The 14,055-nt window shown below is 47.6% G+C and carries 8 protein-coding genes; all 8 read left to right on the top strand.

Annotated elements, in window-relative coordinates:
- The first annotated feature begins 29 nt into the window (after window positions 1-29).
- The 8 genes from GQR39_RS05680 to GQR39_RS05645 all read left to right on the top strand — a co-directional run bounded on the left by GQR39_RS05680 (window position 30) and on the right by GQR39_RS05645 (window position 13,787).
- Entirely contained in the window at window positions 30-404 is a 375-nt protein-coding gene (locus GQR39_RS05680; RefSeq protein WP_165735024.1) for a D-Ala-D-Ala carboxypeptidase family metallohydrolase, read from the top strand.
- Entirely contained in the window at window positions 404-2,221 is a 1,818-nt protein-coding gene (locus GQR39_RS05675; protein WP_165735023.1) for a hypothetical protein, read from the top strand. The genes GQR39_RS05680 and GQR39_RS05675 overlap by 1 nt, the downstream gene beginning before the upstream one ends.
- The gene (locus GQR39_RS05670) at window positions 2,218-4,167 is read left to right on the top strand and encodes a hypothetical protein (protein WP_165735022.1); all 1,950 of its coding nucleotides are present in this window, start codon (window positions 2,218-2,220) and stop codon (window positions 4,165-4,167) included. The genes GQR39_RS05675 and GQR39_RS05670 overlap by 4 nt, the downstream gene beginning before the upstream one ends.
- Window positions 4,164-4,547 carry a hypothetical protein gene (locus tag GQR39_RS05665; RefSeq protein WP_165735021.1) on the top strand — a complete coding sequence of 128 codons (384 nt, stop codon included), beginning with the start codon at window positions 4,164-4,166 and terminating at the stop codon, window positions 4,545-4,547. Before GQR39_RS05670 ends, GQR39_RS05665 begins: the two co-directional genes overlap by 4 nt.
- A gap of 12 nt (window positions 4,548-4,559) precedes the next feature.
- The gene (locus tag GQR39_RS05660; protein ID WP_165735020.1) at window positions 4,560-12,803 is read left to right on the top strand and encodes an alanine-zipper protein; all 8,244 of its coding nucleotides are present in this window, start codon (window positions 4,560-4,562) and stop codon (window positions 12,801-12,803) included.
- Window positions 12,803-13,162, top strand: coding sequence for a hypothetical protein (locus GQR39_RS05655; RefSeq protein ID WP_165735019.1), 360 nt, complete (start codon window positions 12,803-12,805; stop codon window positions 13,160-13,162). The genes GQR39_RS05660 and GQR39_RS05655 overlap by 1 nt, the downstream gene beginning before the upstream one ends.
- Window positions 13,163-13,239: 77 nt before the next feature.
- Window positions 13,240-13,593: a hypothetical protein gene (locus GQR39_RS05650; RefSeq protein WP_165735018.1), complete on the top strand. Its 354-nt coding sequence runs from the start codon at window positions 13,240-13,242 to the stop codon at window positions 13,591-13,593.
- 2 nt (window positions 13,594-13,595) lie between these two features.
- Window positions 13,596-13,787 carry a hypothetical protein gene (locus tag GQR39_RS05645; RefSeq protein WP_165735017.1) on the top strand — a complete coding sequence of 64 codons (192 nt, stop codon included), beginning with the start codon at window positions 13,596-13,598 and terminating at the stop codon, window positions 13,785-13,787.
- Window positions 13,788-14,055 lie beyond the last annotated feature (268 nt).

The raw sequence follows: 14,055 nt of genomic DNA, 5'->3' as shown, positions 1-14,055 counted from the left end.
CATAATAGTAATACTAATAGGGCATTATCGTGGCAGAACCAAAAACAAAACATTTCGCAGCTAGCGAACTACGATGCACGTGCGACATTTGTAAGGGTGAAATACCTAATGAATGTGACCCGTTTGCACTCAGTATGCTGCAAAAAATACGTGAAGATGTAGGCGCATTGGGCTTGTCTAGTGCGTTCCGATGCGCGCAGCACCCAGACGAAGCTCGAAAGGCTAAGCCTGGTCAACATTTTAATGGCGTGGCATTCGACATTCGCGTGGGATGGGGTGTTAAACGTATGCGTATTGTTGCGCTTGCACTTAAGCTTGGCGCTAAGGGCTTCGGCTTTGGCAACTCCTTTCTACATATTGATTGGCGCTTGTCGGCTGAACCAGTGTCGTGGACATATAGCTAATGAAAATCCTCTTCAATGCGTTCTTGGGCACTGCACCAAAGTTTGATGATGAACAAGTGCCCGATGGTTACGCTACCGTATCGCATAATACTAAATCTGAGCGGGGCATTCTTGAGCCGTGGGCAATGCCTGTGTCGCTTGGGCAGTATGGCCGCAGCAATGCTAAGTCTATGTTCAAGTACCGCAATGAATGGTTCTCTTGGCCGCAAGTTACATACGCGGTTAAAGCGCCTCTTAAGAATGATGCGTACGACTTTGTTGTTATAGCTTCAAAAGATACTGACCCACAAGTCGCATACAACTTGGACGCAGAAGAAGGGGGAGGGCCATACCCAGCGGCCTCTTATCCGCTCAATGTTCCAGTGCCTTTATCTATTGTCGGAGTGACAACGGGTGATGCTGAAAAGTGGGTATCAGAAGCGGTGGCGAATGGTGATGGCAGTGAAGAAATGCCGCCTGACTTTGAAGAAGGAACGGACAGCAATGGCGATGGAATCATTGGCGTTCGTCCTTTCACTGACCCTGAGGTTAGCGAGTATGACCTGTCAGAAGTTGTATACGCTATTTGTTATGTTGATGCGTGGGGCAGATTAAGTGCGCTGTCTGCCCCGACCGATTTAGTGACTATCCGTGAGTGGGAATATATAAACACAACAGCGGTTACGCTTACGTTGCCAGATGTTCCAGACTCTTTACTTTCGGCTGATCCACTTCGCAAGACAACAGCTAAAACCCGTATCTACCGAACCAACTTGGGCACATCGGGCAAGAGTGTGTTCCAGTTCGTTGCTGAAATTCCTAGCACACAGTTAACGTATGTGGATAGCGCGTACAGTGGCGACTTACTTGATGCTCCTATCAACGAGGATTGGGTGGGCGCACCTGACACCAATACTGCGCTTTTCCCTAGTGGCGCAATGGAAAAGATTGCAGTCATGGGCGCGGATATACTTGTCGGCCATAACAAACGAATCTTATGTTTTGCAGAGCCAGAAGCTTTCTACGCGTGGCCTGTGAAGTATTACAAAGTGTTCCAAGAAGACATTGTGACTATCCAACCATCGGGTTCAAACCTTGTTGTGTTAACTACGGGCGTTCCCTACATAATTCAAGGCGTTCACCCTGAGTCAATGGACGCGGCTAGACTTGCTGATCCAGTTCCTTGCTCAAGTCCACACGGCTCGACTGAGGTGGCGGGGGCTGTTTACTTCGCGAGTGAGGTCGGCCTATTCCGTATTGAAAGCTATTCAATGGCTAACGTTAGCACGGGCTTTATCGAGTCTGACGAATGGCGCGCGCTTGACCCATCTACCATGCGATTAGCGAACTCGGATAACAAGGTGTTTGTTCACTGCCCAACAGTCGGCAAAACGTTTGTGTTCGATGCGATTAATCCAAATGCGGGCATACGAACCGTTGACATAAGCGCTGAATCATTCGTTGAGCTTGAGGAAACAAATGACCTTGCTTACATCGACACTGATAGCCGAGAGCTTATGTTGTTCGATTCTAGTAGCGATGCTGTTATGCCTGTCGAGTGGACTTCAAAAACGTATGTGTTCAACGACCCAACGTGTTTCAACATTGCAAAAGTACGTGCGAACCAATACCCCGTACGTCTGCGTGTTGAGTATGACCATGCACTTACAGGCGAGATTGTTAGTTATACGAAAGAAGTGGCTAGCCCTACGTTCTTCTACTTGCCATTCAATAGCCGTGCGTTCAGATGGCGTGTGGGTGTTGATCCAATTAGCCAAGCTGTCCCGCTAGAAATACGTGATATTCAATTAGCCCAAGCGCCAGAGGAACTTGTATGAGCCGTGCTTTACCCCCTGTTCCGCGCGACGCATCCCGCTCTGTCCAACAGTTCCTTTCGGCGCTGCGTGAAACTGTACAGATTCAAGCGGGCATGGGGCGTGGCAACTCTTTAGATAAAGCGGTTACGTTCCGTGACTTTAAACAGGCTGTTGGCACAGTGGATATGCGCCAGCTAATGACCAAGACTGAATCGGGTGTCGTCACAGCATTCAATGACCCTCGACCTAGCATACCGACTAATGTTGAAGTGTTTGGCATGTTCAACATGGTAGGCCTTGAATGGGATAGGCCTAGTGCTTCGTGGTATGCATTCACAGAGGTTTATCGTGTAGACCTAGCAAATGCTATTGATGATACGCCTGTGTTCGCTGACGCGGTGTTTGTTGGCTCGTCATCGACGGGCTTTTACTCGGATATGGTAGAACCTTCTAAATCGTTCATCTATTGGGTTCGACATGTTAACCGTGATTACGTAACAGGCGATGTGCAATCACCTGAGGGCACAAAAGGCACTACGTCCGATACCCCTGAACAGGTATTAATTAAATACAGCAATGAGATTGCACAGGGCGAAAACTTCAAATGGTTGCGCAGTGACTTAAGTGTGTTGGATACCCTAAACAGATCGCTTCAAGGCACTGGCCTAGGTGACTCTAATCTGTCGGCATTGCTAGGCGATAGCGCGTCAGTTAGCGATATGTTGGCCGAACAAGCGCTTAGTGGTGCTATTTCAAAACATGTGCAAAGTGAGACTATTCAGCAACAATTCGCCAAGAACTACGCTCGTCTATCGGGGGGCATTCATGCAGCGGTAAATGCAGACGAAGCCTATGTTCTTCGTATCCAAGAGCTTGAGTCTAAGTGGGAAAACGACCTAGGCAAATCAATATCGGCAAAGATTACTGAGTTCGATACCGTACTGTCTAGTAGCACGGGCGGCATTGCACAGTCTCTACGCAACTTCACTGTTGATTACAACGGTACGAACGTAACGTTAGACCAACTTGCAACGGCCTCCGCTTCTGAGGGCAACAAGTACAACGCGCAATGGGGCGTTAAAACTAAGGTTGGCGACCTACAAGGCGGTGTGGGGTTCTTGAACGATGGGAACAAGACTAGCTTCGTTGTTGATGCTCAGTCATTTACGGTAACGGGCGGTGAGTCAAAGCTATTCCCGTTCATCATTAAAGATGGCAAAACGATAATCGACAAAGCATTTATCCAAGATGCTGAGATATATAATCTGTTGGCAGCGAACATCACCGCAGAGCGCGTAAAGGTTGGCCTGTCGTTTAGCTCCCCTAAGATTAAGGGTGGCTCAATCGAAGGTGCTAGCCTAAGTATCGGTAGCCGATTTAGCGTAACGCAAGAAGGTGTAATGCGCGCTAAAGACGGGTTCTTTGAGGGCAACTTGGCTGCGACAAACGGCTACATGAAGAACGTCCGCATTGACGAGTCTTGCACCATTGAAGGGACGTTGAAAGCCAAGAACATCGAGGGCGATATTGTAGACCGTACAGTTGTTGTTATCCAAGATGATTTCACCGTGCATAGAAACGAGAAGTTCGCCCTTATCTCAGGAAAAGTGTCGCCCGGTGTAATAGGTGCTGAAAGTGATCGGGTTCTTGTCGTAAGCGGCATAGCACTTGACCATCAAGGCGGTGGCGGTTCATCAAGTAACTTTGACGTATACCTGTTGCTCGATGGCTCAGTAGTCCAAAAATTCCATTCACATAACGCGAACGAAGAAGGTTCGGTAACGGTTCAGCTGGGCTGCAATATTCCTGCAAGTACCGCAGAACATACGTTCGCCGTTGTTCTTGTTCCAGACGTAAACGACAACATTCTAGTCCAGCAGTCAGCGATTGTTGCGGACGTATTCAAATCGGGCAACACGTTCAATAGCGTGAAAGGCCTTTACATGTACGAGGTAGATTTTCTATGAGCACTAGCAGATGGTACAGAACGGGTGTTATCACAATGACGAAAGACAGCGATGTGGTAAAGGGTGTTGGGACGTATTGGAAATCAGCGGCAAATAGACCTGTTGAGGGCGATATGTTTTCACTCGATAACCGTGTCTACGAAGTAACCGAAGTCATTGATGATTCTACAATTCGTATTGATAGACCGTACAACTTAATTACTAAATCGAACATGTTGTATGGTATTATGCGCAGTGTGTCAGCAACCACAAACACTCGACTTGCAGCACAAGTCAGTGACACATTAGAGAAGCTAGGGAATCGAGTCACCGTTTCCACCACTGCGCCGAGTGCGGGGCAGGGTAAAGATGGTGACATTTGGATTGTCGCAGCTCCCTAATGGAAATCTTCAATGTCGGCTATAAAAGTAAATGGGACTTGGCAACAAGTCGCATCGGTAAAAGTTAAGAGAAACGCGGTATGGGTTGACCATACGGCGTTTTATTCTAGGTTAGAGGGTGCTTGGCACGTAATCGACCTGAATGCAGAGGCCGTAGGCCCCGCTTACCATGTGTGGAAAGCCTACGCTGATGATGAACAAGGTAACGGCATAAGCCTATTGCCAGAGGGCAAAGAATATATAGGCTTCGCAGTAGGCCAAACTACTGAACAACCCAAACTAGCTGACCCAAGTATTTTCGATTGGTCGCTAATCAAAGGCACTGACGGTGAAGACGTTGATCCAGAAGTCCTCAATGAAATACTCACCAAACAAGATGACATTACCGTCGCGGTCGATGATGTAGAGTCACGCCTTAAAGCCGCAGATGGTGGCCTAGCCTCGGCACTTGCGACTGCGGAACATAACTTCACTGTATCGCTAAATAAAGCTAATGCCCTTATTGTAACTACTGACGAGCGCATTACAGATGGAGTGTCGCGCATTGATACGGCTGTCGAAGGGCTAGACGCAACTATTAAGTCTACGGACACGCGCCTTACGTCTAATATTGCATTGGCTGATTCTAAAATTGCATCGGCTGCTACCGCAATCGGTAACGTTCAGAACGACATTACAGGTCTTTCATCATTAACGGGTTCGCATGGTTCGGCTATCACTGACCTTGAGACAACGACGGATGAACAAGCCCAACGTGTAACTGTTCTTGAGACTAGCGATGGTGCGAGTAAAGCACGTGTTACTACGCTTGAAAAAACTAGCGCGGGTCATGCGTCGCGTTTATCTAATGTTGAAACCAAATCAACTACCGCAGTAGATAAAGCAGATGCCGCGCAAGGCTCAGCAAACGCAGCAAATACGAGAGTGGCAACTATAGCGAACAGTGTCACAGGCCTTGAAGAAACTAGCGAAGGTCATGCATCACGTTTAACTAATGTTGAAACCAAATCAACGAGCGCAGTCACTAAAGCAGATGCCGCACAAGGCTCAGCAAATGCGGCGAACACTAAGGTAGCGACCGTAACGAGTCGTGTCACAGGTCTTGAAGAAACCAGCACAGGCCATGCGTCACGTTTAACTAACGTTGAAACCAAATCAACGAGTGCCGTTACTAAAGCAGATGCCGCTCAGTCCACGGCAGATAGTGGTGTATTTAAGGCCGATACGGCACAAGGCACAGCGAACTCAGCTACAGCAAAAGTATCGTCAGTAACGAATCGTGTGGGTACGCTTGAAGAAACTAGCACAGGCCATGCGTCACGTTTAACTAATGTTGAGACCACATCGACTACCGCAGAGTCTAAAGCAGATGATGCTCAAGATGCGGCAGACTTGGCACAGGCCACGGCTGATAGTGGTGTTCTAGACGCTGGTGCTGCGCAGGGTACAGCCAACGCAGTGAACACTAAAGTAACCTCTGTAACGAATCGTGTTGGAACGCTTGAAGAAACCAGCACAGGCCATGCGTCACGTTTAACCAATGTGGAAACCACAGCAACGACGGCAACCACCAAAGCACATGATGCACAGGACACAGCGGACAGTGGTGTCAGTAAAGCGAACGCGGCACAAGGCACAGCTAACTCAGGTGTTAGTAAAGCAAATACGGCACAAGCTAAAGCTAATTCGGTTGATACGAAGGTTACTACCGTAACGAATCGTGTTGGAACACTTGAAGAAACTAGCACAGGCCATGCGTCACGTTTAACTAATGTTGAGACCAAATCAACTAGCGCAGTTACTAAAGCGGATGATGCACAGGACACGGCAGACAGTGGTGTTAGCAAAGCGAATGCGGCACAGGCCAAAGCGAATGCTGCAACCACTATCGCAACAGCCGCTACGAACCGTGTATCTACGTTGGAAGAAACCAGCGAAGGTCATGCGTCCCGTTTATCTACAGTAGAAACCACAGCAGTTACAGCGGTTACTAAGGCTGATGACGCACAAGACACAGCGGATTCGGGTGTTGGTAAAGCAGCGGCGGCTCAGTCTACGGCGAACAGTGGTGTCAGCAAAGCAAATACTGCACAGGCCAAAGCTAATTCGGCAACGACTAAAGTAACGGCCGTAACGAACCGTGTCGGAACGCTTGAAGAAACGAGTACCGGTCATGCTTCGCGCTTAACTAATGTTGAGACTAAGGCAACCACTGCAACCACTAAAGCAGATGATGCACAAGACACGGCAGACAGTGGCGTAAGTAAAGCAAATGCTGCACAGGCCAAAGCGAACTCGGCTGATGGTAAAGTAAATACAGTCACGAACCGTGTCACCTCGCTTGAAGAAACGAGCGAAGACTACGCAACACGTTTCACTAGTGTTGAAACCACTTCGGAGAGTGGCGTAAGTAAAGCAAATGTGGCGCAAAGTACTGCTAACAGTGGTGTGAGTAAGGCAAATGCAGCACAAGTTACAGCAAACAGTGGTGTTTCTAAAGCGAACGCAGCTAAAGGCCTAGCAGATGAGGCGCAAGACACTGCGGACAGTGGTGTAAGTAAAGCTAATGCAGCGCAAGGTACAGCTAACTCAGCAAACACTAAGGTAACTTCGGTAACGAACCGTGTTGGTACTCTTGAAGAAACTAGCACAGGCCATGCATCACGTTTAAGCACTGTAGAAACGAAAGCGACTACGGGTGTCAGTAAAGCAAATGCGGCACAAAGCACAGCAAATAGTGGTGTCAGTAAAGCGAACACTGCACAAAGTAAGGCTAATACAGCTAAAAAACTAGCGGATGATGCACAGGACACGGCAGACAGTGGCGTGGGTAAAGCGAATGCAGCACAGAGTTCAGCTAATACAGCTAAAAACCTAGCGGATGATGCACAGGACACAGCGGACAGTGGTGTCAGTAAAGCGAATGCGGCACAAAATACGGCGAATGCCGCAAACACTAAGGTTACTGCGGTAACGAACCGTGTATCAACGCTGGAAAGCACAAGCTCAACTCATGCGTCACGCTTAAGCACTGTAGAAACAAAAGCGACTACTGGTGTCAGTAAAGCGAACACTGCACAAAGTAAGGCTAACACCGCAACGATTAAAGCGGACACGGCACAGGACGCGGCAGAAGCTGCACAGGGCACAGCTAATACAGCAACAACAAATGCTACTGCGGTATCGAATCGTGTGTCTACATTGGAAAGTACCAGCACAACACACGCATCACGTTTAAGCACTGTTGAAACGAAAGCGACTAGTGGTGTCAGCAAAGCAAATACAGCACAAAGCACCGCAAATACCGGTGTATCGAATGCAGCTAAGGCACAGGCCAAAGCGAACTCGGCTGACAGTAAAGTTAATGCCGCAACTAATCGTGTGTCTACTCTCGAAACATCTGATTTGGACAAAGCGCGCCGCATATCAATGGTCGAAAGCATTGCGGCCAAGTCGTCAGAATACACGCTTAATTCAGCTAACAATGTTGTCCCAGATGTCCACTCAGCCTTGGATAGTAGCGCGGATTCGGGTGCTGCGAACCTTAAAGCAGGGTTTAGAGTTACGGGTTCTCGCGATGGTTTCTCCCGTGAGTTCTTTCAAGTTAACCCAGACCGTAGTTATGAGATCCGTGTACGTGCCCGCCAAGCGGTAAACTCGTCTGATAACTCAAATCGTTTGTATGCGGGTGTTGCGCCTTATGATGCAAACAAAAAAGAAGTCGCTCGCCCTAGTGGTGGAGCTGGAACGTACCTTTACGCCGCAGCATCACCTAAGATATTACCGACCGATGGAACATGGCGCGAATACTCGGCCATAATGACGGGCGTTGGCATGAGTTCACGAAACTTTCGTGAGGGTACGCGCTATGTGCGCCTTATGTTCATCGCTTCGCATGTTGGCAAAGGCTCACCTGTAGTAGATATTGAATACTTAGAAATCCGTGATGTTACAGAGGTTAACGCCGTTGACAGTCGCGTAAGTGTTATCGAAACAGCGTCAAATGCTAATGCTAGTCGTATTGAGTCGGTGAATGCTAGCCAAGGTAAGGCAGTGGCTTCGGCCAAAGATATAGCCCGTGCATACACAGATACCCAAACGAATGTCCTTAAGGCCGAACGTGTAATCAAAGCTGATGCTAACGGTAAAGTATCGGGTGTTCATTTACTGTCTAAAGGCAGTGGTGTGGACGCGGGTGGTAAGCTTTACTTCCAAGCGGATGAAATTGCTATCGTGCCGCCTAACTGGAATGGTAGTAGCGAATTGGACAAGTCTAAGTTCCCGTTCTACTTCTCAGAAGACCGTAACTACATGTACCTTGACGAAGCCGTTATTCGTCAATTATCAGCAGAAACAATCGACAGTGGGCGTTTAGCGGTTGATGGTATTGCTATACTTTCGGACGACATTACTATGCCGCCTGGTGCAATCCGCGAACACATGATTGACCCTGCGTTTAAAGATGGCATAGTACGTGTTAGCCCTGATGGTGTCGTACTAGGGGGCACACAATCTGTTACTTCAAAGGGTGTTGGGTTTAACAAGAAAATCTCAGTTCCCGCTCTTAAGTCGGGTGGTAGCGCCCAAAAGATGAACTTTAGTGTTAGTGGCCCTAATGAAGCAGGCCTTAAAGACGTAGCATTTGATGTGACAATGAAGCTAAACGGCGCGGCGCATAACTTTACAGTGGGTAAAGCCACAATTCGTCTGTCAGCTAACATCAATTACTCAACAGAGGAAGGTGGTCACAGACTTTACCGCACATCGTTTAACTTCTCGGAACAAGTTATCTTACCCGCGCCGACTAAAGGATTAGAGTACACGTACGAGTTCACCATCTCGAACATTACGTTTAATCCTAAAAGTGTTGTCTCTTACAATTATGCTGACAAGCTGTTTTTTGCTGTTAGTGTTTCAGAACCAACGGTATCAAGTGGTGGGTTCATAACAGACGTTCGCTGGAAAGATGTAAAAGAGCAGCCAAGCTATTTGGGTATCGACACATCGGGCAGTTCTTCATACCCGCGCATGTTTCCTGCTAACAATCCTGCTAGCTCAAATAGTTGGGTGCGTACAACTAGTGCGGGCTTACTGCCGTATGCTAATAACAAAAGTAACTTGGGCACAAGTTCGTGGAAGTTTAAAGAAGTCCACTCAGTTAACTTTTATGAAAATGGCGTATCGCTAGGCAGCAAGTATCTAGGCAAAACCGCCACAGCGGCAAATGCTGACAAGCTAGCTGGCAAATCTGCTTCATCATCAGGCGCGGCTAATTCGATTGCATTGCGTAACTCAAACGGTGACACGACAAGTCGTTTGTTCAGGTCTACGTACCAAAATGACAGCTCTATACATGGGGCAATTGCCTTTAGGCATAGTACGACTGACAACTACATTCGATTCTGCTCTAACATGGCTGCTGTTCGTGATTTTGTTGATGTGTACTCTAAAAGTGAGGCGAATGGCCGCTATCTCCCTTCCTCAGGTGACGCAATTACATCGGGTAGCATTGTTGGCGTTATGAGCGGTAAAGTCGCATTAGCCGCTAACGATGGACATGGTAACGCAAACGTAGCGTTTAACCACGCCAACGGTAGACCGATGATGGATGGTAATGCCGCGCGTATTGAGGTCAACACGGACTCTAGTAGTAATCCGTTTATGAGCATTGAGCTAGGTAGCGGTGTCAAGCAAGGCGTGACTACGGGTTTAACTAGCGTGTTGTGGCTTGATATGTCAGAGATAAAGTATCGCGGCAATAATATATACCATACGGGCAACACTAGTCATTTCGCTATAAAGTCTGAAGCGGACTCAAAGTATCTGGGCAAATATGACACAGCTGCTAAGGCTGACCTCCTAGAGTACGATAATCAGGTGGTGTATGGTCGCTCAGGACTACAAGCCTCTAATGTGTCGGGGGGCGGTGGTGAGGGTACGGACAACACTGCCTTGGAAAACCCCACAAATGATTGGTGGTATCATATCACCGCTAACCATGCGAATGGTGGGGGCTATTACTTCGATATAGCGTGTTCATTCCACACTAACCGTATGATGTTCAAGCGCGTCAGCTCTGGTAGCAGCGGTGGATGGCAAGAGTTTTTCCACACGGATAATATGGGCAGTGGATCAGGCCTAGATGCTGATAAACTTGATGGTTTACATGCAACCTCGTTCGCAAGGATTGGTACGACATCTCCGACAAGTGATTATTTGTACGTGCATCGTGATTCTAGCAACCCAGCGTTCTACGCCGTCCAATCGGGAACGGGTGACATAGCTCGTTTTATAACAGGAAGCAAGGGACTTACCCACCATACGCGCGGGACACTTATAAATAATGAGGGATCGGTAGTTACTACAGGGCAGCTCATAGCAGAGGCTTCATCCATAGGCTCTAACCAAGTAGCGGGTATTTTTAAGCACCCAACGCGCAACGCAAACGTAGCCATAGTAAGTAAGAACGCGTCTAAGGGGTCGTTTCGCTTTGAGGCTAATGCCGACGAGGGCGAGCTGCGCATTCAGACAAGTACGGCGGGCGGTGCATATAGCATAGCAGGGGGAGACAGAGGCAATATAGCGGCGTTCAGGCGTAATGGCGATTTTATAGTTAATGGCGTGGTTGACGTTAATGGGGGGTTACGACGAGGGGCACACACGTTTATAAATAGTGGTGACACATGGATAAGGACTAACAGTGACGACGGTATCTACTTTAGTTCGCACGGTGGCGGCCTCCATATGATCGACAGCGAATGGGTTCGCACCTATGGGGGCAAAGCTTTATTCTCATCAAGCACTAACTCATTACAGGCAATAAACACGGATGGTGGTATCCGCTTTAAGCAGCAGCTTTATAGCACTAATCCAACGGGCGAGGGGGGCATCGTTGGTTACTACGCAACATTGGGCTCTAGCAAGGATCAAATGATATGGACTATCGGATCTGACTGGCGTACTCACGCTAAACATTATGGGCTTGGCTACCACTACGGTAGTGAAATAGACGGTGGTAATAAACACCAACTCGTTCTCAAGCAAAATGGCGTTATTGGTACTTACTTAGCGATGAATGGGCATGCCCGTTTTAACGGGGTCGTGAATGCTAAAGCTACTACGGGTGTCATCTCAAGGGTTATTACGTACGATGACTTCCTCCCATCTACGCCGCCTGCTGGGCTTGAAAACACTATCACGGCTAGCTGGATTGGTGCGGGCGCTATCAACGCAAGACACCTACAGGTTAATAGCCTAGTAAACAATGGTGGTTCATACACTAGCCTTAAAATCGCCCCTGATGCTGTGCGCCCTATAGCTTTATCTAGGACTGACTCAGCAGGCAAGGAAATCTCGCCAATATTCTATGTGGATACAAAGGGTAACGGTTTCTTTGATGGTAAATTATCTAAAAACACGGTTGATATTGAGTCCATCCAAGACGAGGCTCGTAGACAGATAAACCCGTATTACGTGGGTACTGTGGCAGGTGGTACGCAAAGTGGTACTGATAAATCCTTGAACACGGGGGGTACTTACGTACTGCCCGCTATAACAGTTCTAGGTGGAAAGGTTAATCTCTCATGGGTTGTAAGTGGCTCAACGAGTTACCATAACGGATCAGGAAAACAAGCCTACTCGACACCTAACTGGCGCATAGAGGTTTTCCGAGGTACAACTTCCAATACTCGAATCGTTAACCGTACCTACACAGGCACATCTTTTCAGCATCTAGACAACGAGTATGGCTCACCTAGTTATGGTCGTTGGGAAGGAAGTTCTTCTATACATATTGATGACCAAATCAGTGATAACTATGCAGCAAGTGGTCAGAGGTACACCATACGTGTAACTCGCCTTAGTGGTACTTCGATGGCTATTTTGGTACGTAGCTTCACGGGTAGTTCGCCTGCGTTCAAGCGTATTGAAATGAAGTACGATTACACATCGCTTTACTACAACGCTGCGGGTCTTGCGAATGGTAACATTACGCTGGCTGACGACTACGACAAATACGAGTTCTTGGCCGTTGAAGGTTCAGAAGATAATGACGATGTTATGGGTATTACTTTGATCCCTACGTACACGATAACAGCCGACGTAGGTAAATTTGATGATAAGCAATTCATGCTATCTAGCCCGCTTTACGATAAATACTGGCGTGTGTCGCTGCAAGGTAAGCGTAGTCTTATCGAGCGCGGCGAAAACAGCCTTATCCGTCGTATATGGGGCGTGAACATTGTGGAGAAAGTATAATGATTGTTAATCATGCCCCGAAGACCGAAGAAGTGTTTGATAAGGCGTATGTCGATATTGCAACGTGTAGGTCAGTTCAAGTGTGGCCTGTACCAGAAGACTTAGAAAATTGGTACGAAATAGATTTCGACCCCACGTTCAAGTACATGGGTAAAATCTATGACCCAAACACCGATACGTGGGGGGCTGTTGTGCCAACCATCGAGGCGCATAACGCTAAGATGGTCAAGGCTCGTCAAAAGGGTTATGTCCTAACTGATAAGCTGTTCATGGAGTGGCAGTTTGACCAGACTGATGAAGCTAAGGACAACTGGCTAGAGGCCGTTGCCCGCGTAAAAACGGACTTTCCTTTTAAATAGGTTTAACAGTGTTACTACTATTTTAGTTAGTAGTAACACGTTATACTCGCAGCTCAATAACAACAAGAGGTTCTAAAATGTTCACAGCACCATTCACAGACCCGCAAGGCACTACGTTCGCAGCAGCAGTATTCCAAGTTCTTCGTTCAGAGTTCACCGCGAACACTGGCGAAAACTTTACGTATGACATTCGTGAGGCTATCGGCACTGTAAACAATGAGACAGCTAACTTTAGTCTTAACTACCGCATTGGCTATTGGCCTGCTCAGGAAGATAAGGACGCAGGTTCACCGCCGTATATTCTGATTGACCCTACTACTTACAACTCAGATTTCGCTAGCTACACATTAGATTCTGAGACGTACACGGGCCTAACCGCCGAAACAGCAGCGGAAACACACTGCAAACTAGAAGTAATTGGAGTCGAGTAATAATGGAAGAACAGCAAAATGCACAAGCAGAAATCATGCGACTAAAAGCACGTGTTCTTGACTCACTGGACGAGGCCAAAGGCCTAAGTGAAGTGTTGGGCACAATCGCTAAACGTGTCGGTTTTGAAGGTCAAAGTTTGGCAGAGCTTGTGGAAACTGTGCCCGTAATTCAGGTAGAGACCAATGCTGAGTAAACTGTTAGCGTTCTTGATGACTCGCTTAGTAACTACAGAGTTCCTTGTAAAAATCGCGTTGTTTGCGTCTGAAAAGCTTGTTAAGAGTTCAAAGCCAAAATGGGATGACGAGCTACACGCTATGATTAAAAAAGCTCTCAAATAGACCGATTGGTTTAATAACCCCGCCTCAATAGGCGGGGCTTTTTTATGCCCAAACAAATAGACACCATGATCCCCGTGCTTTAACCTACTCGGTGGGGGGTAATCACTATCAGGAGTATAGCCG

It is taken from the genome of Pseudoalteromonas sp. C8 (genome assembly GCF_011378685.1).
Classification (GTDB): domain Bacteria; phylum Pseudomonadota; class Gammaproteobacteria; order Enterobacterales; family Alteromonadaceae; genus Pseudoalteromonas; species Pseudoalteromonas arctica.
This window is presented reverse-complemented; position numbering and strand designations above follow the sequence as displayed.

What these genes read in the sequence shown, in the direction of transcription:
- GQR39_RS05660 (WP_165735020.1), top strand. Translation starts at nt 4,560, where the DNA reads ATGTCGGCTATAAAAGTAAATGGGACTTGGCAACAAGTCGCATCGGTA.
- GQR39_RS05650 (WP_165735018.1), top strand. Translation starts at nt 13,240, where the DNA reads ATGTTCACAGCACCATTCACAGACCCGCAAGGCACTACGTTCGCAGCA.
- GQR39_RS05670 (WP_165735022.1), top strand. Translation starts at nt 2,218, where the DNA reads ATGAGCCGTGCTTTACCCCCTGTTCCGCGCGACGCATCCCGCTCTGTC.
- GQR39_RS05675 (WP_165735023.1), top strand. Translation starts at nt 404, where the DNA reads ATGAAAATCCTCTTCAATGCGTTCTTGGGCACTGCACCAAAGTTTGAT.
- GQR39_RS05645 (WP_165735017.1), top strand. Translation starts at nt 13,596, where the DNA reads ATGGAAGAACAGCAAAATGCACAAGCAGAAATCATGCGACTAAAAGCA.
- GQR39_RS05665 (WP_165735021.1), top strand. Translation starts at nt 4,164, where the DNA reads ATGAGCACTAGCAGATGGTACAGAACGGGTGTTATCACAATGACGAAA.
- GQR39_RS05655 (WP_165735019.1), top strand. Translation starts at nt 12,803, where the DNA reads ATGATTGTTAATCATGCCCCGAAGACCGAAGAAGTGTTTGATAAGGCG.